The organism is Thioclava nitratireducens, from assembly GCF_001940525.2.
GTDB lineage: Bacteria > Pseudomonadota > Alphaproteobacteria > Rhodobacterales > Rhodobacteraceae > Thioclava > Thioclava nitratireducens.
In genome coordinates this window covers 1,062,045-1,085,557 of the sequence record NZ_CP019437.1, presented here as the reverse complement: position 1 = coordinate 1,085,557, position 23,513 = coordinate 1,062,045, and the positions used below count along the sequence as shown (strand labels likewise).

General features: G+C 64.1%; 22 protein-coding genes. 7 read left to right on the top strand and 15 right to left on the bottom strand.

Annotated elements, in window-relative coordinates:
• Positions 1-320 precede the first annotated feature (320 nt).
• Entirely contained in the window at positions 321-1,070 is a 750-nt protein-coding gene (locus BMG03_RS05400; RefSeq protein ID WP_075776426.1) for an alpha/beta hydrolase, read from the bottom strand.
• Between the two features lie 117 nt (positions 1,071-1,187).
• Entirely contained in the window at positions 1,188-2,066 is an 879-nt protein-coding gene (locus tag BMG03_RS05395) for a LysR family transcriptional regulator (RefSeq protein ID WP_075776427.1), read from the bottom strand.
• 131 nt (positions 2,067-2,197) lie between these two features.
• On the opposite strand from BMG03_RS05395, the gene BMG03_RS05390 reads away from it, so the two are divergent.
• The 3 genes from BMG03_RS05390 to BMG03_RS05380 are packed head-to-tail and all read left to right on the top strand — an operon-like array spanning position 2,198 to position 5,201.
• Positions 2,198-2,725, top strand: a complete 528-nt coding sequence (locus BMG03_RS05390; protein ID WP_141104897.1) for a TRAP transporter small permease subunit — start codon at positions 2,198-2,200, stop codon at positions 2,723-2,725.
• A complete protein-coding gene (locus BMG03_RS05385) occupies positions 2,722-4,032 on the top strand; it encodes a TRAP transporter large permease (protein WP_075776429.1) in 1,311 nt (436 codons plus the stop codon). Before BMG03_RS05390 ends, BMG03_RS05385 begins: the two co-directional genes overlap by 4 nt.
• A 44-nt stretch (positions 4,033-4,076) precedes the next feature.
• The gene (locus BMG03_RS05380; protein ID WP_077701126.1) at positions 4,077-5,201 is read left to right on the top strand and encodes a C4-dicarboxylate TRAP transporter substrate-binding protein; all 1,125 of its coding nucleotides are present in this window, start codon (positions 4,077-4,079) and stop codon (positions 5,199-5,201) included.
• A 103-nt stretch (positions 5,202-5,304) separates the two neighbouring features.
• Here the strand turns inward: BMG03_RS05380 and BMG03_RS05375 are convergent, their stop codons facing one another.
• The gene (locus BMG03_RS05375; RefSeq protein ID WP_075776430.1) at positions 5,305-6,198 is read right to left on the bottom strand and encodes a LysR family transcriptional regulator; all 894 of its coding nucleotides are present in this window, start codon (positions 6,196-6,198) and stop codon (positions 5,305-5,307) included.
• A 93-nt stretch (positions 6,199-6,291) separates the two neighbouring features.
• Between BMG03_RS05375 and BMG03_RS05370 the strand changes: the two genes are divergently transcribed.
• Positions 6,292-7,842 carry a proton-conducting transporter transmembrane domain-containing protein gene (locus tag BMG03_RS05370; RefSeq protein ID WP_075776431.1) on the top strand — a complete coding sequence of 517 codons (1,551 nt, stop codon included), beginning with the start codon at positions 6,292-6,294 and terminating at the stop codon, positions 7,840-7,842.
• Positions 7,843-7,846: 4 nt separating this feature from the next.
• The gene (locus BMG03_RS05365; protein WP_075776432.1) at positions 7,847-10,213 is read left to right on the top strand and encodes a YbcC family protein; all 2,367 of its coding nucleotides are present in this window, start codon (positions 7,847-7,849) and stop codon (positions 10,211-10,213) included.
• Positions 10,214-10,348: 135 nt separating this feature from the next.
• Here BMG03_RS05365 and BMG03_RS05360 read toward each other — a convergent pair whose 3' ends face one another.
• The 4 genes from BMG03_RS05360 to hppD form a co-directional block, all read right to left on the bottom strand.
• Positions 10,349-10,822 (bottom strand): autoinducer binding domain-containing protein, encoded by a 474-nt coding sequence (locus tag BMG03_RS05360; RefSeq protein ID WP_075776433.1) that lies wholly within the window; start codon positions 10,820-10,822, stop codon positions 10,349-10,351.
• Between the two features lie 187 nt (positions 10,823-11,009).
• Positions 11,010-11,213, bottom strand: coding sequence for a hypothetical protein (locus tag BMG03_RS05355; protein ID WP_075776434.1), 204 nt, complete (start codon positions 11,211-11,213; stop codon positions 11,010-11,012).
• A gap of 54 nt (positions 11,214-11,267) precedes the next feature.
• Positions 11,268-12,427, bottom strand: a protein-coding gene (locus BMG03_RS05350) for an IS3 family transposase (protein WP_244270937.1) whose coding sequence is annotated in 2 segments (ribosomal slippage) — positions 11,268-12,178 and positions 12,178-12,427 — 1,161 coding nt in all. Because the reading frame shifts where the segments join, the coding sequence is not laid out codon by codon here.
• 418 nt (positions 12,428-12,845) lie between these two features.
• The gene (gene hppD / locus BMG03_RS05345; RefSeq protein ID WP_075777565.1) at positions 12,846-13,940 is read right to left on the bottom strand and encodes a 4-hydroxyphenylpyruvate dioxygenase; all 1,095 of its coding nucleotides are present in this window, start codon (positions 13,938-13,940) and stop codon (positions 12,846-12,848) included.
• Between the two features lie 133 nt (positions 13,941-14,073).
• Between hppD and BMG03_RS05340 the strand changes: the two genes are divergently transcribed.
• Both BMG03_RS05340 and BMG03_RS05335 read left to right on the top strand, forming a co-directional pair.
• Complete coding sequence (locus BMG03_RS05340) at positions 14,074-14,529, top strand: Lrp/AsnC family transcriptional regulator (protein WP_075777564.1); 456 nt, start codon at positions 14,074-14,076, stop codon at positions 14,527-14,529.
• Between the two features lie 88 nt (positions 14,530-14,617).
• A complete protein-coding gene (locus BMG03_RS05335; RefSeq protein ID WP_075777563.1) occupies positions 14,618-15,070 on the top strand; it encodes a MarR family winged helix-turn-helix transcriptional regulator in 453 nt (150 codons plus the stop codon).
• Here the strand turns inward: BMG03_RS05335 and BMG03_RS05330 are convergent.
• From BMG03_RS05330 to hmgA, 8 genes are read right to left on the bottom strand one after another with little or no spacing between them, the layout of a single operon-like run.
• Positions 15,067-16,377, bottom strand: a complete 1,311-nt coding sequence (locus BMG03_RS05330) for a TRAP transporter large permease (protein ID WP_075777562.1) — start codon at positions 16,375-16,377, stop codon at positions 15,067-15,069. The genes BMG03_RS05335 and BMG03_RS05330 overlap by 4 nt on opposite strands.
• Positions 16,374-16,820, bottom strand: coding sequence for a TRAP transporter small permease (locus BMG03_RS05325; RefSeq protein ID WP_075777561.1), 447 nt, complete (start codon positions 16,818-16,820; stop codon positions 16,374-16,376). Before BMG03_RS05325 ends, BMG03_RS05330 begins: the two co-directional genes overlap by 4 nt.
• On the bottom strand, positions 16,817-17,857 hold the full coding sequence (locus BMG03_RS05320) for a TRAP transporter substrate-binding protein (protein WP_075777560.1): 1,041 nt from the start codon (positions 17,855-17,857) through the stop codon (positions 16,817-16,819). The genes BMG03_RS05325 and BMG03_RS05320 overlap by 4 nt, the downstream gene beginning before the upstream one ends.
• Positions 17,858-17,911: 54 nt before the next feature.
• A complete protein-coding gene (locus tag BMG03_RS05315; RefSeq protein WP_075777559.1) occupies positions 17,912-18,148 on the bottom strand; it encodes a DUF2783 domain-containing protein in 237 nt (78 codons plus the stop codon).
• Positions 18,145-19,701 (bottom strand): FAD-dependent oxidoreductase, encoded by a 1,557-nt coding sequence (locus BMG03_RS05310; RefSeq protein WP_075777558.1) that lies wholly within the window; start codon positions 19,699-19,701, stop codon positions 18,145-18,147. The genes BMG03_RS05315 and BMG03_RS05310 overlap by 4 nt, the downstream gene beginning before the upstream one ends.
• 27 nt (positions 19,702-19,728) lie before the next feature.
• On the bottom strand, positions 19,729-20,679 hold the full coding sequence (locus BMG03_RS05305) for an MBL fold metallo-hydrolase (protein ID WP_075777557.1): 951 nt from the start codon (positions 20,677-20,679) through the stop codon (positions 19,729-19,731).
• Between the two features lie 11 nt (positions 20,680-20,690).
• Positions 20,691-21,929 carry a fumarylacetoacetase gene (gene fahA / locus BMG03_RS05300; RefSeq protein WP_075777556.1) on the bottom strand — a complete coding sequence of 413 codons (1,239 nt, stop codon included), beginning with the start codon at positions 21,927-21,929 and terminating at the stop codon, positions 20,691-20,693.
• Entirely contained in the window at positions 21,926-23,287 is a 1,362-nt protein-coding gene (gene hmgA / locus BMG03_RS05295; RefSeq protein ID WP_075777555.1) for a homogentisate 1,2-dioxygenase, read from the bottom strand. Before hmgA ends, fahA begins: the two co-directional genes overlap by 4 nt.
• Between the last annotated feature and the right edge of the window lie 226 nt (positions 23,288-23,513).

Sequence of the window (23,513 nt, the reverse complement as noted above, 5' to 3'; positions counted from 1 at the left end):
AGAGGGAGGTCGAAAACACGCGATGGCACTCCTCCAAGCACATCGCGACTTCGTGAGACGGCGTGATCACCAAGCTTCCAGCTTCTCCTCAAAAGCGGAAACCCACTCTCCTCCCCCTGTATAGGCGAGGTTTGCACGGGTTTTGTTTTTTCGCAAGTATTCACGAATTTGCGTGCGTTCGTGATATGTCCCTAAAATTCCAACGGGGGCGGCTCAGGGCCGAGCTGCAGCCCTTGCCCATTGCAATACAGGCAACGCTGCGGCGACTTCAGGTCGATGGAGAAACACTCTCTGCCAAATACTTCCCTGCTGCGCGCGCTTTATCGCCTGTTCGCGAGGATGAATTCCCCGATCTTCTCGACCAGCAAATCGCGGTCGTGGTCGAGGGTCGCGACGTGGAACGAGTTCTCCAGCCAGACCAGTCCGACATCCGAAGATCCGACATCGCGCAGGATCCGCAGCCCATTCTCGGGGGCGACGACATGATCGATGCGGGACTGGAAGACCAAGATCGGCTGGCGCAACTCCGGCAGCATCGCGCCCGTGGCACAGGTCAGCACGAAGCGTTCGCGCATCGTGGTGGACGGAATCCGGTCGTAACAGATTTCGCGCCGGTCGGGATGGCGGATATCCGAGCCGATGCCGCGCTGGAACGGCTCGGGTCGATCGCTGAAGAGGCTCGCAACCTGATCGGGGCGATAGAGCCCGGTCGAGCCGTTGATCGTCACGACGCGATCGACCCGATCAGGAAAGCGGATCGCGAGGTTGAGGGCGATGGTCCCGCCGAGAGACAGCCCCGCCACAACGATCCGGTCGCACTCCTGCCGCAGCGCCGCGAGCGCCGCCTCCGCCGAGGCCAGCCAGTCCCGATATCCGGTCTGCGCCAGTTCCTCCGGTGTCGTGCCGTGACCGGCCAGCAGCGGCACGCGGACGCTCGCCCCGCTGCGCCGATGCAGGCCATGTGCGACATGAGCCACGCTTTGGGGCGTGCTCGTGAACCCGTGCAGCAACAGCACACCCGTGCGGGAGCCCTTGAGGTCAAAGGGCGCAGGGTCGGTATCGTAATCCATCGGGTCTCACACTGGCAGTCGGCATTTGCGGCGCCATAAGACGTCAGGTGTTCCGCGAGGTTCAAATAGGCTTGTGTGATCGGGTGATCGCGAAATTGGATCACCCCCGCCGCGGTGTCAGCCTAGGAAGATCGTACGGAAATCCTGCAGCAATTTCGTGTCGACCACCTTGCTCCAGGCCATCGCGATCGTCAGTTCCGGGCTCCAGCCCGGCACCGGGAGGATCTTCAGCGCGGCCGGCAGACTGTCGGCGGCGCTGATCGGGTAGAAGGTCAGGCCCCGCCCCTCCGCGACGCGCTGGAAGATCACCTGCACGTCCCACGCTTCGTCAACGACCACCGGATCGAGACCGCCCTGTGCGAAGGCCGTGTCGAGCAGGGCCCGGAACGAGCGCCAGTTCTCCCGCAGGCCCATCACGAAGGACCGCTCGCGCAGCGCCTCGAGCGACAGCGCCTCGACATCGCGCGGCACGACGACGCCGATCCGGGTGGACCAGATCGGCTCCTGCGCGACGGCCGGGTCTTGCACGCTGTCATGCGCCAGCAGGAAGCCGATATCGATCTCGCCCGATTTCAGCTTCCGCATCATCGTGTCCGTCGACATCACGTGCATCTCGACCTGACAGCCCGGATAGCTCTGGTGGAACCGATCCAGCCCGGCGGAAATCTGCGACGACGAGGCCAGTGCGGAATAGCCCACGATGATATGCCCGCGCGCGCCGAGCGCGTTCTGCCGCGAGGCGCGGATCGTGCGCTCGAACGTGGCGAGGGTCAGGCGCGCATCCTCCAGAAAGATCCGTCCTGCCTCGGTGATCTCGAACACGGTCGCGCTGCGCCGGAAGATCGCGAAACCCAGATCGGTCTCGGTGTCCTGAATCGTCTTGCTGATCGCCGGCTGCGCGATGTTGAGCGCCTCGGCGGCGGCGCGGAAACCACCCGCATCCGCGACCGCGATCGTGTAGCGCAGGTGGCGAATGCCGATGCGCGTTGGGCTCATGAGTATCTCTCCCTGCCGTCCTCCCCGGAGCGATAACGAACCGCGATCACCCGATCAAGCTTTGCTATTTGAATAGGTAGTCCCCGTCAGGAATGCTCTGGCCGGCGCACAAGATCGCGGGGAGGTGACCGGTGCAGAGAGGATTCATTGATCGAGCGTTTCGGCGACTGACTCACGGGCTGATGCTCGTGGGCGGGCTGGGCATCATCGTGATGATGGGCAACATCACGCTCGACGTGGTGCTGAAGGTATTCTGGAACGCCCCGATCCAGGGAACGGTCGAGATCTCGTCCTATTATTACATGGTCGCGATCGTCATGCTGCCGATGGCGCTGGTCGAATATGACGACGAGCAGATCAGCGTCGATCTGCTGTTCAACCATTTTCCCGACTGGCTCCAGCGGATCAGCCTGCTGATCACCTTCTTCGCGACCGCGGCGATCCTGTCGGTGATGACGTGGCGCACGGGTCTCGACGCGGTCCGCGCCTTCAAGGTCGGCGAAGTCGTGATGGGCAGCCGCGAGATCATCGTCTGGCCCGCCCGTTGCATGTTGCCGTTGGGTTTCGGGCTTGCGGCCGTGGCGGCACTCTTGCGCGCCGTGCTGCTTGTGCAAGGCAAACCCGTCACCAAACTGCATGATACGGAGTCCGCGGCATGACCATGTTGACCATTGGGTGGCTCGGCGTGGCGAGCCTGTTCGGACTTCTCGCGCTGCGGATGTCGATCGGCATCGCCTTGATGATCGTCTCCTTCATCGGCATCGCATCGATGCTGAACCTGACCGCCGCTTTCGGCATCGTGAGCGCCCTGCCCTTCAGCTTCATCGGGGATTGGTCGCTGACCGCGATCCCGATGTTCCTGCTGATGGGCTTCGTCGCCGCCAATACCGGGCTGACGAGTGGCGCCTTCGACCTGCTTAAGATGCTGCTGGCGCGGGTACCGGGCGGTCTCGCCTCGGCCAGCGTCGGCGCCTGCGGACTGTTCGCGGCGGCGTCGGGCTCGAGCATCGCGACCACCGCCGCGATGTCGCGCATCGCCGTGCCCGAAATGCTGCGCGCGAAGTATCACCCGTCGCTCGCGACCGGCGTCGTGGCCGCTTCGGGCACGCTCGGCTCGCTGATCCCGCCGTCGATCCTGATGGTGCTCTACGGGATCTTCACCGAGCAGTCGATCGGCCAGCTGTTCATCGCGGGCGTCGTGCCGGGCCTGATATCCGCGCTGATCTACATGGGAATGATCACCGTGCGCTGCGCGGTGAACCCGAAACTCGCCCCGCGCACCGCCGAGCCGTTCGACATGCGCCGCTTCCTGAGCCTGCTGTGGTCGGTCTGGCCGTTCCCGGTCCTGATCATGGGCGTCCTTGGCGGCATATTCGGGGGCTTCTTCACACCGACCGAGGCGGGCGGAATGGGAGCGACTCTCGCCGTTCTGATCGCGCTGCTGCGCCGGAGCCTGACATGGGAGGCGATGCGCGCCGCGATCCGCCAGACCGTCGTCGCCACCTCCTCGATCTTTTTCCTGTCAATCGGGGCGATCATGTTCACCCGCTTCATGGGGCTGTCCGGCGTGCCGCGCTCGCTGACCAACGCGATGCTCGCCGTCTCCGACGACAAGGTGGTGATCATCCTGATGGTGGCGGGGCTGTTCGTGATCCTCGGCATGGTGATCGACTCGATCGGCTTGATGCTGCTGACTCTGCCGATCCTGCTGCCGGTGCTGGAAGCCGCCGACATCAACCTGATCTGGTTCGGCATCATCACGATCAAACTCCTGGAGATCGGCCTCGTGACGCCGCCTGTGGGGCTCAACCTCTATGTCCTGCACAGTGCGCTGTCGGGGAAGGTGAAGCTCGGCAACATCATCTCCGGCACGACCTGGTTCATCGCGATGGACCTGCTGACGCTCATCCTGCTGATCGCGTTTCCGGCGCTCAGCCTCTACCTGCCCGCGCTGATGGCCGGGTGAAACGACAACTCATTTACCGTTCCAAAGGGAGGAAACCTGTGAACATGACGTCGACGATGAAGACCGCGGCGATCGCCTTCGCGATGATGACCACCGCGACCGTGGCGAGCGCGGCAGACTACAACGCCAACCATTTCTTCGCCGAGCGCCACTCGATGGTGCGCGGCCCCTACGTGGAATTCGCCAAGAAGGTCGCGGAAGAGACCGATGGCGAGATCAATTTCACCGTGTTCTCCGCAGGCTCGCTGCTGCCGCCGGCCTCCTCGCTGCAGGGCGTGCGCGACGGGATCGCGCAGGTCACCTATCACGCCGGGACCTACACCCCCTCCGAGCTGCCGATCGACAATCTCATCGGCAACATGGCTTTCTACAACACCGACCCGCTGGTCATGGCTTTCGCCTCGACCGAGTTCGGCCTGACGAACCCCGCCCAACTGGCGGAGTGGAAAGCCAATGGTGTGGTCTATGGCGGGGGCTATTCGACCTCGCAGTACTTCATGCAGTGCAACACCCCGGTCCGCACGCTGGCCGATATCAAGGGCAAGCGCCTGCGCATGGCGGGCGGCGCGTGGTCGCGCTTCGCGGAATTCGTAGGCGCCGTACCGGTCTCGATGCCGTCGAGCGAGATGTATACCGGGCTTGACGCCGGCTCGCTCGATTGTGCGGTCGCGGCGGCGGATGCGCTCGACAGCTTCAGCCTGAAGGATGTCGTCACCGACATGAACACGCTCGCGATCGGCAACTACTACGCCGGGTTCGAATGGGGCTACAACGTCGCCTTCTGGCAGTCGATCTCGCCCGAGAACCGCCGCGTGCTGTTCAATGAGATGGCCTATTACCTCGCAGAGCACCGCATCGCCTTCGACAAGGATGTCGAGAAGGCCGTGAACTCGGCGAAAGAGAACGGCATGGCCGTGGCCGAGCCGGATCAGGCCCTGAAAGATGCGCTGGCCGAATTCGTGGTCGCCGATGAAGCCACGCTGATCGCCAATGCCAAGGATCGCGGCGTGAAGGATCCCGAAGCGATCCTCACCGAGTTCAAGGCGCTCGTCGACAAGTGGGACGGGCTGCTCGCCAATGTGGACACGACCGATGTGGACGCGCTGGCCGCGCTTGCGCGCTCAGAGATCTACGACAAGCTCGACGAGACGACCTACGGCGTCTACTGAGACCGACTGGGATCGAGACCAAAAGAAAAGGCGGCTTTCGAGCCGCCTTTTCGCGTTCTTGTCCAGCAAGGTCGCGCGCGCCATTGTCCCGCAGTTCCCTAGATCAACCGCGAGCGGACGCCTCTGCCTCCCGCGCCTTCTCGATCAGGTCCGTGACCACCGGGTTCGGAAAGCGGCGCTGCAGCGTCACCGCGTAGAAATCCTCGCCGATATCGAGATCGAACGGTGCGGTCACCAGCAACCCGTCGCGAAGCTCGTCGGCCAGAACGACGGCGGGCGTGATCGCAAGCCCCGCATCCTCGCGGGCCAGAAGGCGGATCATCGCCATGTCGTCAACCTCCGCCGCCACTTGCGGACGCAGCCCGAGCCGGGTGATCAGGCTGTCGAAGCCGGTCCGGATCGAACTGTCGGTCGGCAGGATCACGGGTTCCTCGCTCAGCATCTCCTCGAGCGTGGCATGCCGCAGCCGGTGCGGCGTGCCGTGCAGCAAGACCTTCTGTTCGGCGACGCGATGCGCGACGAAGCTCGAGAACACGTCGCGCGCCGGCGGCTCCGTCGTCAGCACCACGTCAAGCGCCATCGCCTGCAGCGCCTCGAACAGGACGCCCCCGTTGCCCGAACGCAGCACGATCTCCACATCCGTGCGCCCGATGAGCGGCGCGAGAAATCCGATCTGGAAATTGCGCGAAAGCGTGGAGAGCGCGCCGATCCTCACCGCCTGACGTCCCGCCGAGGCCTGTCGCAACGTGGCCGCAAGCTCTTCGCCCGCCTCGAAAATCCGCTCCGAATAGTCGAGCGTGATATGCCCGACCTCGGTCAGCACCAACTGCCGCCCGCGCCGCTCGAACAATTGGTGACCGATCCGTGCCTCAAATGTGCGGATCTGCGTCGAGAGTGCCGATTGCGAAACGTTCAGACGCTCCGCCGTGCGCGTCAGGTTCCCGTCCTTCGCGACTTCGTGGAAATAGCGCAGATGATGGTAGTTCAACTCTGACATCGTTCTATTAAACAGAACGAAAACCCACAAACAATGAATTTTTCTTCACACCAAGCCGCCGCTACCTCTCCCGGGAACGAACTGGAGGTTGCCATGTCTTATCTCTTGCTGCTGCCCGCTGCGCTTTTGATCGCGGTCGGCACTGATTTGCTTCTGAGGCCTGCGGAGCGGGCCGGAGCGCGACTGCGTGGGCCGGAGTTGGCCTCACTTCTGGGGCTGCTCGCGACGGTGAGCGCGGCGGTGATGCTTGCGCTGTCGGGGCCGACGACGAGCCCGCTCATAGGCATGGCGGGCATCGGTCTCTCTGCGCGCATCGACATCGTCAGCATCTCGCTGGCACTGACCGTCGGCTTCGTCGGCTGGGTGGTGCTGCGCTTTTCGCGGGTCGCGCTCGATGGCGAAGCGCGGCAAAGCTGGTTCATGGGCTGGATGAGCCTGACACTCGCCTGTGTGCTTGCGCTCGTGGTGGCGGGCAACCTGTTCCAGCTGGTGATCGCATGGATCGCGGTCGGCACCGGTCTGCACCGGTTGCTGCTGTTCTATCCAGAGCGCCCCGGCGCGCAACGCGCCGCGCGGAAGAAATCGCTCAGCGGGTTGGTCGCGAGCGGTGCCCTGCTGGTCGCGGTGAGCCTCCTCGCCTATGGCTTCGGGACCACCGACATCGCGCGCATCCTCGAGGCTGCGCGCGACGGGCAAGGGCCGCAGACGCTTTGGGTCGTGGCGGGGCTTCTGGGCGTCGCTGCGGTGTTCAAATCGGCGCTGATCCCGACCCATGGCTGGTTGACCGAGGTGATGGAGGCCCCAACCCCGGTCTCGGCACTGATGCATGCGGGCGTGGTCAATGCAGGGGGCTTCCTGCTGATCCGCTTTGCCGACGTGATGCTCGCCGCGCCCGGCGTCCTCGCGGTGCTGGCGCTGGTCGGCGGGCTCAGCGCACTCATCGCGGCGGCAGTGGCGACGACGCAATCGGCGGTGAAGACCTCGCTTGCATGGTCCACCTGCGCACAGATGAGCTTCATGGTGCTGCAATGCGGACTGGCGCTGTTTCCGCTGGCGCTGCTGCATATCGTGGCGCATTCGCTTTACAAGGCGCATGCCTTCCTGTCCTCGGGCAGCGCGGTCGCCGCGGTGGCGCAGCAGCGCCGGCCCGGCCCGGTCGCGGTGCCGGGCGCCGGAGCGGTGCTGCGCGCCTTCCTTCTTTCGCTCGCAATCTACGGCGGGGCGCTCGCGCTCTCCGGGCTCTGGCACGAGCCGCCACAGGCGATCGCGTTGGGGGCGATCCTCGTCTTCGGCGTCGCCTACCTGATCGCTCAGGGGCTGGCGGAGGCCGCGCCGTGGCCACTGTTCTGGCGCACGACGCTGATGTCTCTGGGCGCGACCCTTGGTTATTTCGCGCTGCATTGGGGGGCAAATGCGCTCTCGGCGGGCACCCTGCCGCCCCCGCCCCCGGCCGATCCGCTGATCTGGCTGGTGATGCTCCTGACGATCGCAGGCTTCGGCCTCGCGGCCTGGGCGCAGGCGACCTTCCCGCTCTGGGGCAGCCATCCGGCTGCGGCGGGGCTGCGGGTCCACCTCATGAACGGTCTCTATCTTAATGCGCTCACCGATCGGCTGATCGGGCAGACGTCCCTCAAGAAAGGTTAAGGCTATGAGTTTCCACAGCTATCAATTCCCCGGCGCGACCTTGCAACTCTTTGCCGCAGCCGAAAAGACGCTGGCTCAGATCCCGCCCGCCTTCGGGCTGGAGGCGACGGTGGCGGTGAACCCCTATCTCGGTCAGGCCGGAGAGAGCCGCCTTCAGGCCGCGACCCGGCTGGCGCGGGTGGCGGGCGCCCGGACGACCGCCCCGCGCGAGGCAATAGCCCAGTGGCTAGAGGCCGGGCGGCTCACGCAGCAGGATATTTCCACCGCCGCGATCGAGGCCGGGCTCGACCCCGATCAGGTGCGAAAGGCGCTTCACGCCCCCTCGCCCGCGTATCGACCCGATCCGACGCTGGCCGATCTGGCCGCGAAGGAGACCGGACAGGACTGGCCCGCGCTGATCGCGGACCGGGTCGGTCTCTGGGCCGGCGGGCATTTCGACAAGGGGCAAGCGCTCTGGCCTGCGCCCGAAGGCGCGGCCTTCAAGGCGTGGCGGGCGTTCGCGCTGCGCGACCTGACGCCGGGTCTGCACGGGCTGCGCGGCTTCTGCGCCTTCGCGGCGAGCCTGCCCACGGATGCGCGCGCCACCTTCGCGGAACTGACGGGCCGGCTTGGTCTGAGCACCGAGGCCGCGCCACTCTACCTGCATCGGCTCGCGATGAGCCTCGGAGGCTGGGCGCAATATGCGCGCGGGCTTGGCTGGGCGGACGGGCTGAAGGGAGAGCGCAATGCGCTGGCGTTCGAGATGCTGGTGATCCGGCTCGCGTGGGAGGTGGCGCTGCTGGAGTGTTTCCGCGACCGGCTCTCCGCCCCGTGGACGCGGGCGCTGAAAGACCATGCCGCGCCGCTGAATCCGAGCCTCGATCTGCGCATCGATCTTGCACTGCAAGAGGCCGCGGACCGGGCCGAAGAACGGGCCTTGGCGGAAACGCTCGCAGCGGCGGACGAACGGACCGGCGCACAGGCACCCGACATCCAGGCGGTCTTTTGCATTGACGTGCGGTCCGAACCCTTCCGGCGGGCCTTGGAAGCCGCCGATCCCGGCGTGCAGACGCGCGGCTTCGCGGGCTTCTTCGGTCTGCCGATCGCCCATCGCGGGCTGGCCTCGGACCAGCGCGACGCGCGGGCGCCGGTGCTGTTGGAAACAGGGGTCGAGTCGCAAGTCGCGGTGAGCGACAAGGCCGATCAGGCCGCGCGGATCGCCCGGCGCGCCACCCGCGCTTGGGGCCGGTTCAAGCTGGCCGCGGTGTCGTCCTTCGCCTTCGTGGAAGCGGCCGGGCCGCTGTATCTGGGCAAGCTTTTCGGGTCGGCGATGGCGCAGGAAACGGCACCGACCCCCGAGCCCGTGCCCGCGCTCGACCTGCCCTCCGATGAGCGGATCGCGCTGGCGGGCCGGGTGCTGCAGGCGATGTCGCTCACCTCCGATTTCGCGCCGCTGGTCCTGATCGCGGGTCACGGCGCGCATGTCACCAACGCACCGCATGCGAGCGCGCTGCAATGCGGGGCCTGTGGCGGCCATGCGGGCGATGTGAACGCGCGGTTGCTCGCGGAACTGCTCAACGATCCGGTGGTACGCAAGGGACTGTCCCGGAGCGGCATCGCGATCCCGCCGGAGACGCGGTTCCTTGCCGGGCTGCATGATACAGTCAGCGACGAGCTACGGCTGTTCGAGGACGGGACGGCTGCGGTGCCGCGGGCGCATCTGGCGCAGTTGCAAACAGCGCTCGCGAAGGCGGGCCAGATCGCCCGGACGGCGCGGGCGCAGGCCCTCCCCCGCGCCGGGTCGGGGGCAGATCTGCCCCGGCGGGGCAAGGACTGGTCCGAGTTGCGGCCCGAATGGGGGCTGGCCGGTTGCCGCACCTTCATCGTGGCCCCCAGGGCGCGGAGCAGGGGCTGCGATCTGGGTGGGCGAGCCTTCCTGCACGATTACGACTGGCGGCAGGATGCGGGCTTTTCCACGCTCGAGCTGATCCTGACCGCCCCTGCCGTCGTCACCAGCTGGATCGCGCTGCAATATAACGGCTCCGCCACCGCGCCCGAGGTATTCGGGGCGGGCAACAAGCTGTTGCACAACGTGGTCGGCGGCATCGGTGTGTTCGAGGGCAATGGCGGCGATCTGCGGGTCGGGTTGCCGATGCAATCGATGCATGACGGCGAGCGGCTGCGGCATGATCCGCTGCGGCTCTCGGTGGTCGTCGCGGCACCGACCGAGGCGATCACCGACGTGCTGGAGCGGCATCCGCAGCTCAAGGCGCTGTTCGACAATGGCTGGTTGTCGCTGCAGGCGATGGACGATGCGGGCCGGATCACGGCGCGCTATCAAAACGGTTCGTGGGTGGAGCGGGACCAACCGCCCCAGATCCGCGCCGCCTGACGGTAAACGCCGCTCGCAACATCGGGGGCTGCCCGCACCGCAACTGCTGGGGCGCGGGCAGCCCAGAAGACTCTGCGGCTCTGCTAGATTGGCATTGGTGTTGGGGTCTCTGGGGTCTGGCCCAAGAACTCCGGCTTAGGGCAGCACCGGGATCTGGCGAAGCTCCTCGAGCTCCTTCTCGGACATGTCCAACGCATCGCGGGTGACGTCGTGAAGCTCCTGCATTAGCGATTGAGCCTGCTCGATCTCCTCCTGTGTGATCGGACGAGAAGGATGGGCAAAGAAGCCAATGGAACGGTCCAGTTCCCCAAGTGCAATGACCTTCCCGTAACGCAATCCAAAACGCGAAGCGGCGCCGAACACGTCATTCTCATCGCCGTCGGAGAGGTCCGCCCAATCGCAAATACCCTGATTGGAAATCGCCCATCGGACGGTCGGGTCCACGAAAACGAGCTGTTTTTCGGTGTAGTAATCCACCCATTCTTTCGGGTAGGTCACATAGCTCAGGGTCGGATTGGCAAAGCGAATGTGCAAACCCAAGGCGAATTTCCAATCGGTGATCCGATTAAGGCGCTGCAAGCGGTCTTCGATTACACGCAGCTGATCCAATCTTCGCCTCCTGACAAGTTCAGTTTATTTTGCGCCGATCCCGATGGCGTATTCTGAGCCGTTTTGCCGAAGCTTACGATTTGTGGATTCGGAAGGAAAGAGCGGACGCCGACAAGGCCCAACTGATCTGCCTCGGCGCACTCTTTCAGGTTTTTCTCAGCGGATTTTTCTCTGTCCGCTCAGCCAATCAAAGCAGAAACTTCGCCCTGGCTTCCCGCAGCGCGCGGGCCATTTCGAGATACCCGGCATTGCTGTTATTTCGATGCATCAACTCATAATGGTCCGCCCAGCGCTCAATCTGCGATCGCGGCACCTTGTCCGACCACGCGCCTTTGCGCAGTCGGATCGCCCCGTCATCCAAGTATTCGATTTCGATAGAAGGCTCCGTCATGAAAATCTCCGCCTGTTTGTAATTGGGGTGACCTGCCCCCCTTGGGGCCCTCGTTCATAACGAGAGTCTGCAGGTTTGAGATTGGTAGTCGGATCGGTTGTTGTGGGCAAGCGCGCCGGGCGCGGAGCCCTCAAATTGCTCAAGCGTCCGGCGCGCTTCGAGCGGCGTCTGGTTTCCCAGAGACGAGTGCGGTCTGACGGCGTTGTAGTCGTAGCGCCAGAGCGCCAACTTGCGCCGGGCATCGTCCAGTGTGTCGAAGATCTCCTCGTTTAATAATTCGTCGCGCAGGCTTCCGTTGAAGGACTCGATGAACGCGTTCTGCTGCGGCTTGCCGGGGTCGATGTAGTGCCAGGGAATGGCGTTCTGGTCGGCCCATCTCAGGATGGCCCGGCTGGTGAACTCCGTCCCGTTGTCGCTGACAATGCAAGCAGGCTTTCCGTAGATCCGCACCAGCGCATCGAGTTCACGGGCAACACGCTTGCCCGATATACTGGTATCGGCGACCAGGCACAGGTTCTCTCTGCAACAATCGTCGATCACGGCCAAAATACGGAACTTGCGCGAGGCGCCGAAGCTGTCCGCCAGGAAGTCGAGCGACCAGCGCGCATTGGGATGCGCCGCCGCAGGCATCGGCGTGCGTGACCCGCGAGCCCGCTTGCGTCCACGCCGTCGCTTCACCGATAGCCCTTCCTCGCGATAGAGCCGATACAGCTTCTTGTGGTTCATGGTCATGCCCTTGCGCTCAAGCAGGATGCCGATCCGGCGATAGCCAAACCGGCGCCGCTTCCCGGCGATCTCCTTCATCTCCTCGCGGATCTCGGGGCAGTCCGGCGGGCGTGTGCGCCGGACCGTCTTGGGGTCGACACCGACAAGCTGGCAGGCCCGACGCTGCGAGATGTCATGATCCCGCATCGCCCTGAGCGCCGCCTCTCGCCGCCTGGTCAATGTCGTCAGTTCTTTCCCAGCAGATCCTTCAGAACCACGTTGTCGAGCATGGTGTCGGCCAACAGACGTTTGAGCTTGGCGTTTTCGTCTTCGAGCGCCTTCAGCCTGGCTGCCTCGGAGAGCTCCATGCCACCATACTTGGCCTTGAACTTGTAAAAGGTCGCCGGGCTGAGGCCATGCCTGCGGCACACATCAGCTGTCGGCATGCCTGCCTCCTGCTCCTTGATCATCCCAATAATCTGCGCCTCGGTGAAACGGCTTTTTCGCATTCGTCTGCTCCTTCAGAGTTGGCGCAGACTCTACACTACGTTGAGGGATCCCGCGGGGGGCAGGTCAGGGGCCGGAGGGCTTGCGATCCGGCCCCGGGCGCACAGGAAAGTCTTTTTGAAAAATAAATTCTCTCGAATACCTATTTGCTATCAAAGGAAGACGGCAGCATTCACCTGAGGAATTCCGGACCTTCAGCTTCGATAACGGAGAGTTGATCGAACTTTCTGCATGGCGCCGCCGGTTCCCGGGCCCAAACAACCCAACCGGCTCCGACCGATCGTCGAGCTCGCCAGGCTCTGCTCGGCGTGGTGCGTGCTTTTGGATTTCGCTGAGCGGCAAGGTTCCGTCCGCAGCGCCGCCGAAATGCATACGGGGCAGGCTCCAGCCTGCCCGTCGCAACTTGGATTTGTGGCGCGATCATTCGGCGACGAGTTCGCCGCTTTCGATCTGCTCGCGCTCGATCGACTCGAAGAGCGCCTTAAAGTTGCCTTCGCCGAACCCATCGTCGCCCTTGCGCTGGATGAATTCGAAGAAAATCGGCCCGATTACCGTCTTCGAGAATATCTGCAACAGAATCTTGGTCTCGCCGCCGCCGAGGACGCCCTCGCCGTCGATCAGGATGCCGTGCTTCTTCATCCGATCGACCGGCTCCTCATGCCCGGTCACGCGGTCATGGCTGAGCTCGTAATAGGTTTCGGGAGGGGCAGGCATGAAGCGGATCCCGCGATCGGCGATCGCGTCGGTCGCCTCGTAGATGTCGCGCGCGCCCACGGCGATGTGCTGGATGCCCTCGCCCTTGTACTTCTTGAGATAGGAGACGATCTGGCCGGTTTCGCCGCGATCCTCGTTGATCGGGATGCGGATGCGCCCGCAGGGCGAGGTCAGCGCCCGGGAATAGAGGCCGGTATATTTTCCCTCGATGTCGAAGAACCGGATCTCGCGGAAATTGAAAAGATCGCCGTAGAAGTTGAACCACTTGTCCATGTTGCCCTTGAAGACATTGTGGGTCAGGTGGTCGAGATAATAGAAGCCCACGCCCTTCGGCTTCGACGTCTTCAGCCAGTCGAATTCCTCGTTATAGGGCGAGGTGTCGTAATATTGGTCGGTGAAATAGATCAGGCTGCCGCCGATTCCCTTGATCGCGGGCCAGTCGACGGTCTTGTCCGTGCCCTCGTAGGGCTCCGCGCCGTTCTTCACCGCGTGATCGAAGGCGTGCTGCGCATCGACGACGCGCCATGCCATCGAGGGGGCGCAGGGCCCGTGCTCTTCCACGAAACGGGCCGCGAAGCTGTCGGGGACAGCGTTGATGACATAGGTGATGTCGCCCTGCTGCCAAAGCTCGACCGGCTTCGATTTGTGGTTCGCTACATGCTCATAGCCCATCTTCGCGAAGAGGTCGCGCAGTTCCTGCGGATCGGGATGTGCGAATTCGACGAATTCGAACCCGTCCGTGCCAGCGGGATTCTCCTCGGTGATGGTGGATTGCGGGGCGTCGTGGGGGAACGGTCCCATGGGTTTCTCCTCCTGTTTGCGCTAAGAAGAGGGTAACCTGGGACGAATGCTCGTTCCGCGCGAAGTAGCGCATGGGAGCGCCAATTTTTGCGCAAATATTGCATCCAGGTGGAATTCGGCGCTAAATCTCCGCATGATCGACCATATCGACAAACGCCTGCTCGCGGAACTGCAGCAGAATGCCCAGCTAACCTCGCAGGACTTGAGCGAGCGGCTGAACCTGTCGCCAAGCCAAGTGGGGCGGAGGCGGCAGCGGCTCGAGGCCGAGGGGCTGATCCGCGGCTACGGCGCGCGGCTCGATGCGGCGCGGCTTGGGCTTGCCGTGCAAGCCTTCGTGCAGGTGCAGATGCAGCGACACGGGGCGGAACCGGCGCAGCAATTCTCGCGCCTCGTCTCCTTGCAGCCCGAGATCACCTCCGCTTGGACCCTGACGGGGGAGGCGGATTATCTGCTGCGCGTCTACTGCGCGGATCTGGCAGCACTGCATCGGCTGATCCACGACGTGCTGCTTGCCCATCCCACCGTCGCCCGGGTGCAGAGCCAGATCGTCATGCACCAGTTCAAACAGGACGCGCCGCTGCCGATCTGAGCGCAGAGCGCGCCGGGAGCGGTCTCATGAAAGTCATTTCATTGCACATGAAACACTGCCATCCTGCCCCGAGGAGGATTTGCACCGCATGAAGCTCGAGGAATTCTTTCCCTACCGTCTCGCGATCGCCGCCGAGGCCTTCTCGCGCAATCTCCAGGATGTCTATGCGCGCGAATACGGGCTTACGCGAGAGGAATGGAGGCTGATGTCGATCCTCGACGGGGTCGGCCGGATTTCATCGCTCGACATCGCGCGCCGCACCACGCTCGACAAGGTTCAGGTAAGCCGGGCAGCGGCGCGTCTCGAAGCGCGCGGGCTGATCCGGCGCTTCGTGCCCGACAGCGATCGGCGGCTGCGTGAGTATGAATGCACCGAGGCGGGCCGTGCGCTTTATGGCGAGGCCCGGCCCAAGGTGAACGCCCGGGCCCAGACGATGCTCTCCGCCCTGCCCGAGGAAGCGCGCGCCGGGCTCGAAGCCGGGGTGAATGCGCTGATCGACACGCTCGAGCTTGATATCCGCACCGAGCCCGAGCGGGACTAGCCGACCAGCCAGAGAGAGATCACCGGGAAGGCCACGATCAGCGAGATCCGCACGATATCTGCCACCCAGAACCACAGGATGCCGCGGAACATCGTGCCCAGCGTCACGTCCGGCAGAACCGAACGCAGCACGAAGACATTCATGCCCACAGGCGGCGTGATCAGCGAGATCTCCGTCGCGACCACGACGATCACGGCGAACCAGATCAACGCATTGTCGGGATTGGCCAAAAGCCCTGAACCGAAATCGAGCTGGTAGATCACCGGGTAGAAGATCGGCACCGTCAGCAGGATCATCGACAGGCTCTCGAGCACCATGCCCAGCAGCATGTAGATCAGTACGATGATGATGATCACCTCGTAGCCGCCCAGCCCGAGATTGTAGACCAGTTCGGCCAGCGCGTCGGGCAGGCCCGCGAAGGTGACGAAATTGCCGAAGATCTCGGCTCCGATGACGATCGCGAAGATCATCGCGGAGGCGATTGCCGCATCGGTGAGCGCCCGCCAGAGCGCGCCGAGCCTCAGACCGCCGACCGCAGCCGCGATCAAGACGGCCGCAGCCGCGCCCATGCCGGCGGCCTCGATCGGGGTGAAGAACCCGCCATAGATGCCCACCATGATGAAGACGAACAGCCCGAGCGTCGCGAGCACGCCGACGATGTCCTGCCGCTTCATGGCAAGGGGCTCGCGCACTTCCGGGGCGAGTTTCGGGTTCAGCCGCACTGCGACCATGACCGACACGAGATACAGACCTATGCCGAGAACACCGGGAACGATCCCCGCGATGAACAGCTTGCCGATGTCGCTCTCGGTCAGAAGACCGAAGATGATCATGATGACCGAGGGCGGGATCAGAATGCCCAGCGTGCCGCCCGCGGCGATGGCGCCGGTGGCGAGCGAGTCGTGATAGCCGAAGCGGCGCATCGAGGGCATCGCCACCTTCGACATCGTGGCCGCGGTCGCGAGCGACGAACCGCAGACCGCGGAGAAGCCGCCGCAGCTGAGGATCGTGGCCATCGCGAGCCCGCCACGCATCCGCCCGAAGACCCGGTCGGCGCCCGTGAAGAGACCGCTGGCGATCCCCGAACCGGCCAGCACATTGCCCATGAAGATGAAGAGCGGCACGACCGAAAGCGAATAGTTCATCCCGGTCTCGAAGACGGCGCTGCCGACCATCGAGCCGGCCGCCTCGGCGCCGCGCATCCATGCGAACCCGGCCCCGCCGACAAGCGCCATCGCGAAGGCGATCGGCACGCGCAGGAAGACCAGCGCCAGAAGTATGGCGAATGCCACGAGAGATATCGTCATTCCGGCCTCCGAAGCACCGCGACAAGGGCGGAGACGGCGAAGCTGAGTACGCCGATCACACCGAAATACCAGAGTTTGATGCCGAGACCCGAGGTCGCGAGCTGCGTGTGGAACTGATCCTGTGTCAGGATCACCAGCCGCCATGCGAAATAGAGCATGACGAGCGCCGCGATCGCGCTCCCGATCCGCCCGAGCATACGCCGCAGCACCGGCGGCAGGATCGGCATCAGCAGGTCGACCTCGACATGGCCTCCCTTGCCCGTGGTGAGAGGCATCGCGACGAAGACGAGCGCGCCGAGAAGCACCTGGGTGATCTCGTAGGCGCCGGTCAGCGGGTTGTTGAACAGATACCTGCCGACCACGTCGAAACAGGTGACGAGGATCAACCCCGTCACCAGGCCCGCGGCGATTGCCTCGAGAACGAAGCGGCCGCGTGCGATCATACGTCCACGCCCGTCATCTTGCGGAACTCGGCAAGCGCGGCGCGACCGTCATAGTCGCCGCCCAGGCTGTCGGCCCACTGCCCTTCTAGCACGCTGGCCTCTTGCTTGATCGCGTCGAGCACGCCCTGCGGCGCGGTCTCGGCGACCATGCCACCCTCTTTCGCTGCCTTCTTGCCGCGCTCGTCCGCGCCGTTCCACGCTTTGCCGACGCGGGTTGCGAAGGCGAGCCCGGAGAGCTTGTTGATCGCCTCCTGATCGGCCGGGGAAATCGCGTCCCACTTGCCGGAATTCATCACCAGGAACCAAGTGGTGTTGTAGATGCCGCCCGGGATCGTGGTGGTGTATTTCAGGTAATCCGCGAGGTTGAACGAGGCGATCGCGTCATAGGGGAAGGTCACGCCATCGACGACGCCGCGCGAGAGCTTTTCATAGACTTCGCCCGAGGGGGTGAAGATCGTCTCGACGCCGAAATGGCTCATCAGATCGGCGATGTAGCCGCCCGGCACACGCATCTTCAGACCCTGCAGGTCTTCGATCTTGTTGATCGGACGCTTGTTGTTGTGGACCATCCCGGGGCCATGGTTGAACAGGCCCAGCAGATGGGTGCCGGCATGTTCCTTCTCGGCGCCGAGCTTCTCGGTATAGACGGTCCAGAAGGCTTCCGACATCGACACGGCATCATTGCCGAGGAAGCTGAACTGGCCAACGCGCGAATTCTTGAAGCGGTCATCCTGCGTGAAGCTGTGCAGACCGTAGGTGATGTCGGCCACGCCATCGCGCGCCATGTCGAAATGCGCTGGCGGCGAGCCCAGCGGCTTGGCGAGCACGCGGATGCGCACGCGGCCCTCGGTCGCTTTCTCGATGTCCTTCGCCCAGGGCTTGATCGCGTCCACCACGATCGGGTGGCGCGGCGGCAACCAGCTCGACAGGACGAGGTCCACGCCCTCGGCCCGTGCCGGGATCGCAGGCATCGCAAGGGTCGCCCCCACCGCGGCGGCGGAGCCCAGGAAAGCACGTTTCGTCAGTTTATGCGTCATTGTTTCCTCCCAAGAATGACGACGAACGCGGAGCTCCCGCGTTCGGTAAAGGCATCAGCTATCGGCGCGCATCTGCCCGGTTTTCGGGCTGGCATCGGGACGCCCGGCACGCGCGGCGAGCTCGAACGCCTCCTCGAGCACGCGGCGGTCGCCGATATGGTTCATCAGGATCAGGATCAGCCGCGCGTTGAACGCGGCGCTTTCCGCCTCGTTCAGCCCCTCATGGGCGGCGATAAGCCGCTCGTAGAGCGCGTCGTGATCGGCAAGGTTCAGGTCGGTGATCAGGCTCATGCGCTGCCCTCCTCGATTGCAGCCAGTTGCGCGGCGATCTGCTCGGCCCCCGCTTTTTGCCAACGCGCCGCGACGACTTGATCGGGCCGGATCAGGTAGAGCGCCGAGGGCGCATCGCCGAGATAGCGGGCGCGCAGCTCCGGCGTCGGCTCGAGCGTCATTCTGCGCAGCCCCGCGACCTCGGGCGCCTCGGCACCGAGGCCCAGAAGCGTGAAGCCGCCCGCAAGCCGATCGAGCAGCCATTCGTTGCCAAGCGGAGCATCGGGGGCGACCGCGCCGGGACGGGTGCCACTCGGCAAGGCCGCATCATCGGGCGCTTGGTCCAGCGGGTAGCGGCACGGCAGGCTCAAGCGCCCCGAGTTCACCATCGGGCGCGCGAAATTCGCATGCTCAGACAGCGCCAGAACCGCATCGCGGAACCACCGCTCCGCCCCCGGGCGCGGCGACATGAACCGCGTGGTGCGGCTGGAATTGGCAATATTCTCGTCAGAGCCGAAGGTCCGCTCGGCGTCGTAGCGGGCGAGCAGCGCGGGCGTGCTCTCTCCCTTCACGACCCGCGCCAGACGCCAGCCCAACGCGTCCACATCTTGCAGCCCGCCATTGCCGCCACGCGCGCCGAAGGGCGAGACCACATGCGCGCTATCGCCCACGAAGATCACCCGGTCATGGACGAAGTTCTTCAGCCGACGGCACTGGAACGTGTAGATCGAGGTCCAGTCGAGCTTGAAATTCGAATGGCCCAGCGCCTTCTCGATCCGCGGGATGATGCGCTCGGGCTTGCGCTCTTCCTCCGGATCGGTGTCCCAGCCCAGTTGCAGATCGATGCGGTAGATATTGTCAGGCTGTTTGTGCAGCAGTGCCGACTGGCCCTCGTGGAAATCCGGCTCGAACCAGAACCAGCGCTCCGACGGGAAATCGGCCTGCATCTCGATATCGGCGATCAGGAAGCGTTCCTCGAACAGAACGCCCTCGAATTCGAGCCCCATCATCTGCCGGATCGGCGAGCGCGCTCCGTCGCAGGCCAGCACATACTCACCTTCGAGCGTATATTCCCCATCCGGCGTCTCGATCGAGACCGTCGCGTGATCCGCCGCCTGCTCGAGCGAGGTGACCTTGTTCTTGAAGCGCAGGTCGACAAGCGGGTTCGCCTGCGCAGCGGCGACGAGATACTCCTCGACGTAATATTGCTGCAGATTCACGAAGGCGGGCATCTTGTGGCCGTCCTCGGGCAGCAGGTCGAAGTTGAACACTTCGCGCGCGCCATGGTGGGTGCGCCCGACCTTCCAGGTCACACCCTTCTGCACGCAGGCATCGCCCACGCCCAGCCGGTCGAGTATCTCGAGCGAGCGTTTCGACCAGCAGATCGCGCGGCTGCCCACCGACACCACGTTGTTGTCGTCGAGCACGACCGACGCCACGCCGTAATTCGCAAGCTCCAGCGCGGCGGCGAGACCGATCGGCCCGGCCCCAACGACGATGACCTTGTGACGCGGCTCCGGGGCGCTCAGCCCCTTCGGCGCAACATAGTCGAACGGCTTGTAATCATATGGCATCGGTTCCTCCTCCCCTGCCGGCGCGCGTCAGCCCTGAAGCGCGTCCCACATCTCGCGGTCGCGCTCTGCCGTCCAGACACGCGGGGTGTCGATGCCGCGGGCCTCGTCATAGGCGCGCGCCACGTTGAACGGCAGGCAATGTTCGTAGATCGCGTAATCGGCGAATTTCGGATCGCAGGCTTCGCGCACCGCGTCCCACGCCTCTTTCAGGGTGCCGCCACGGGCAACGACGCGTTCCACCGGCTTGAAGGTGGAGCGGACGAAATCGGCGGTGTTCTCCAGCGCTTCGGTGACCATCTTCTCGCCCACCAGCGCATCGCCACGACCCGGCGCGATCGCGCGCGGCTCGAAGGCTGCGATATTGGCCAGCGTCTCGGGCCAATCGCCGAAATGACCGTCGCCGCAATAGCAGGCCGAGTGGTATTCCACGATATCGCCGGTGAACATCACCTCCTGATCGGGCACCCAGATCACTGCATCGCCTGCGGTATGGGCGCGGCCCAGATGCATGATGTCGACGCGGCGATTGCCGAGGTAAACCGTCATCTGGTCGCTGAAGGTGGTGGTCGGCCAGGTCAGACCGGGGATTTCCTCATGGCCCTGGAACAGGCGCGGGAAGCGGCCGAATTCGCTGTCCCAGTCCTCCTGCCCACGTTCTGCGACCTGCGCGCGTGTGGTGTCGGACATGATGATCTCGCGCACGCCATAGGCGCTGGCGCCCAGCACGCGAACCGCGTGGTAGTGCGTCAGCACGAGGTGGCTGATCGGCTTGTCGGTCACCGAGCGGACGCATTCGATCACCTTGCGCGCAAGACGCGGGGTGGCCTGCGCCTCGACGATCATCACGCTGTCGTCGCCGATGATGACGCCGGTGTTCGGGTCGCCCTCCGCGGTGAAGGCGTAGAGGCCCTCGCCCACTTCCGTGAAGCTGATCTTCTTCTCTTCCATGTCGCCTTGCGACGCGAATGCCTTGGCCATCAGATGCCTCCTTATTCCTTAGCCCAGTCGGGCAGAGCGCGCGCAGGGAGCACCTGCCCCGTGCAATCTCCGAACCCGATGCGGTATCCTTTGCCCTGCGCAGCACCGCGCAGGGTCAGCGTGTCGCCATCCTCGATGAAGCTGCGGGTCGTGCCATCGGGAAGCTCCAGCGGCTCCTTGCCCGACCAGCTCAGTTCGAGCAGCGAGCCCCGGCTGTCTTTTTCGGTGCCCGAGATCGTGCCCGAGCCCAACAGATCGCCCGCGCGCATCGGACAGCCCGAGGTCGTGTGATGGGCGAGCTGCTGCGCGGCGGAGTAGTAGAGCATCGAGGTATTGGTGCGCGAAATCACCGCCTCCTCGCCGCCCTCCGGGCGCAGCGCGACTTCCAGCTTGATATCGTAATTCATCGGCCCCGGCTCGCGCAGATAGGGCAGCAATTCGCGCTCACGCTCGGGCGTGTTGACGCGGAACGGTTCCAGCGCCGCTTTCGTCACGATCCAGGGGCTGATCGTGGTCGCGGTCGCCTTGGACTGGAACGGTCCGAGAGGCACGTATTCCCACGCCTGGATGTCGCGCGCCGACCAGTCATTGAGCAGCACGTAGCCGAAGATCATCTCATCGGCCTGACTGACCGAGATCATACCCTCGGAGGGCTGGCCGACGATGGCGCCGAATTCCAGTTCGATGTCAAAACGCGCCGAAGGGGCGAAACGCGGCAGCTCCTCGTTCGGGCCTTTGACCTGCCCGTTGGGACGGATGACCGGCGTGCCGGAAACGACCACCGACGAGGCCCGGCCGTTATAGCCGATCGGGATCGACAGCCAGTTCGCGGGCAACGCGTTTTCGGGGCCACGGAAGATCGTGCCGACATTGGTCGCGTGGTTCTTGCCGGCGTAGAAATCAGTGTATTCGGTCACGCGGAACGGCATCAGCATCTTCGCGCCGGATTGCGGCACCAGATGCGGCTCGACCGCGGACTTGTGCCCTTCGTCGGAGAGAAGCTCGGTCAGACGCGCGCGCAGCTTGGCCCAGATCTCCGGGCCGGCCTCCATGACGCGGTTCCACGCGGGCTCGGCGAACAGATCCGCCGGAAGCCCGTGATCCACCTTGGCGACGTCGAGGATCATATCCCCGATGGCGACGCCCATCCGCGCCCCATTGCCGTCGTCGAAGACGCCGTAGGGCAGGTTCTGGATTGGAAAGTCGGTGTCGCCCTGAGCGGACGCCACCCAGCTGGTCTGGTCGGTCATTTGGTCCCCGGTTTTCCGTCGAATTTCTTCTCGATGCTGTCCCAGCAATCGATGTAATCGTCCTGCAACGGCGCCTCCTTCGCGGCGAATTCGGTGAGGTGCTGCGGGAAGCGCGTCTCGAACATGAACTGCATCGTGTTGCCTTGGAACGCGGGCTCCATCGGTTCGTTAGAGGCGTGTTCGAAGGCGTTACGGTCAGGGCCGTGCGGCAGCATCATGTTGTGCAGGCTGGTCCCGCCCGGCATGAAGCCCTGCGGCTTGGCGTCGTAGATGCCGTAGATGTTGCCCATCAGTTCGGACATGATGTTCTTGTGATACCACGGCGGGCGGAACGTGTGCTCGGCCACCATCCAGCGCTCGCGGAACAGCACGAAATCGATATTCGCGGTGCCTTCCTGACCCGAAGGCGCGGTGAGCACGGTGAAGATCGACGGATCGGGGTGATCGAACAGGATCGCGCCGACCGGGCTGTAAGTGCGCAGGTCGTATTTATAGGCGCAGTAGTTGCCGTGCCATGCCACCACATCGAGCGGGCTGTGGCCGATGAAGGTCTCGTGGAACTGCCCGCACCACTTGATGACGACCCGGCTTTTCGCGTCGCGATCCTCGAAGGCCGCAACGGGGCATTTGAAGTCGCGCGGGTTGGCAAGGCAATTTGCGCCGATCGGACCGCGGCCCGGCAGGTCGAATTTCTGGCCATAGTTTTCGCAGACGAAGCCCCGCGCCGGCCCTTCGAGCACTTCGACCCGATAGACCAGACCGCGCGGCAGGATGGCGATCTCCTTGGGCTCGAGGTCGATAATCCCGAGCTCCGTGCAGAAGCGCAGCCGCCCCTCTTGCGGCACGACGAGCAACTCGCTGTCGGCCGAGAAGAAATACTCGTCCTCCATCGACTGCGTCACGAGATAGATATGGCTCGCCATGCCGACCTGCGTGTTCACGTCGCCCGCGGTGGTCATCGTGCGCATGCCGGTGACCCAGGTCAGCGGCTCATCGGAATGGGGCACCGGGTTCCAACGATACTGGCCAAGCGAGATCACGTCCGGATCGACATTCGGCGCGGATTTCCAATAGGGCACGTCGATCTTGGTGAAGCGACCGACATGCTTGACCGATGGCCGGATCCGATAGCACCAGGTCCGCTCGTTCTGGCCGCGCGGCGCGGTGAAGGCGGTTCCGGAAAGCTGCTCGGCATAAAGGCCGTATTCGCATTTCTGCGGGCTGTTCTGGCCCTGCGGCAGCGCACCCGGCAGCGCCTCGGTTTCGAAATCATTGCCGAAACCCGGCATGTAGCCTTCATGCGGCCCCGACGTGCCGGTTGCCCGCACCATGCCGCTCGGCAGAGCTTGCTCGGTCATGAGATCCTCCACTCCCTGTTCGCCGGCCTCTTGCAAAAATGCCGACGTCGAACTCCGCCCAAGTTTCGTTTCATTCGCAACGAAGTCAAGGATTTTATTGCATTCGCAACGAAGAGCGAGGGAGACTTGGTAAAAAATCAATTATTTACTGATGGTTACACATCCAGATTTCCGGACGGCGCACGATTTTCGTTGCAATCGCAACGTATTTCGTGCTCATTCGTTG

Bases quoted from the DNA above. Each gene is read 5' to 3' on its own strand.
- BMG03_RS05315 (WP_075777559.1), bottom strand. From the start codon at position 18,148: ATGAGCCTGATCACCGACCTGAACCTTGCCGATCACGACGCGCTCTAC.
- BMG03_RS05335 (WP_075777563.1), top strand. From the start codon at position 14,618: ATGAAGCTCGAGGAATTCTTTCCCTACCGTCTCGCGATCGCCGCCGAG.
- BMG03_RS05320 (WP_075777560.1), bottom strand. From the start codon at position 17,857: ATGACGCATAAACTGACGAAACGTGCTTTCCTGGGCTCCGCCGCCGCG.
- BMG03_RS05355 (WP_075776434.1), bottom strand. From the start codon at position 11,213: ATGACGGAGCCTTCTATCGAAATCGAATACTTGGATGACGGGGCGATC.
- hppD (WP_075777565.1), bottom strand. From the start codon at position 13,940: ATGGGACCGTTCCCCCACGACGCCCCGCAATCCACCATCACCGAGGAG.
- BMG03_RS05305 (WP_075777557.1), bottom strand. From the start codon at position 20,679: ATGGCCAAGGCATTCGCGTCGCAAGGCGACATGGAAGAGAAGAAGATC.
- BMG03_RS05325 (WP_075777561.1), bottom strand. From the start codon at position 16,820: ATGATCGCACGCGGCCGCTTCGTTCTCGAGGCAATCGCCGCGGGCCTG.
- BMG03_RS05310 (WP_075777558.1), bottom strand. From the start codon at position 19,701: ATGCCATATGATTACAAGCCGTTCGACTATGTTGCGCCGAAGGGGCTG.
- BMG03_RS05385 (WP_075776429.1), top strand. From the start codon at position 2,722: ATGACCATGTTGACCATTGGGTGGCTCGGCGTGGCGAGCCTGTTCGGA.
- BMG03_RS05330 (WP_075777562.1), bottom strand. From the start codon at position 16,377: ATGACGATATCTCTCGTGGCATTCGCCATACTTCTGGCGCTGGTCTTC.
- BMG03_RS05400 (WP_075776426.1), bottom strand. From the start codon at position 1,070: ATGGATTACGATACCGACCCTGCGCCCTTTGACCTCAAGGGCTCCCGC.
- BMG03_RS05340 (WP_075777564.1), top strand. From the start codon at position 14,074: ATGATCGACCATATCGACAAACGCCTGCTCGCGGAACTGCAGCAGAAT.
- fahA (WP_075777556.1), bottom strand. From the start codon at position 21,929: ATGACCGACCAGACCAGCTGGGTGGCGTCCGCTCAGGGCGACACCGAC.
- BMG03_RS05380 (WP_077701126.1), top strand. From the start codon at position 4,077: ATGACGTCGACGATGAAGACCGCGGCGATCGCCTTCGCGATGATGACC.
- BMG03_RS05365 (WP_075776432.1), top strand. From the start codon at position 7,847: ATGAGTTTCCACAGCTATCAATTCCCCGGCGCGACCTTGCAACTCTTT.
- BMG03_RS05370 (WP_075776431.1), top strand. From the start codon at position 6,292: ATGTCTTATCTCTTGCTGCTGCCCGCTGCGCTTTTGATCGCGGTCGGC.
- BMG03_RS05375 (WP_075776430.1), bottom strand. From the start codon at position 6,198: ATGTCAGAGTTGAACTACCATCATCTGCGCTATTTCCACGAAGTCGCG.
- BMG03_RS05395 (WP_075776427.1), bottom strand. From the start codon at position 2,066: ATGAGCCCAACGCGCATCGGCATTCGCCACCTGCGCTACACGATCGCG.
- hmgA (WP_075777555.1), bottom strand. From the start codon at position 23,287: ATGACCGAGCAAGCTCTGCCGAGCGGCATGGTGCGGGCAACCGGCACG.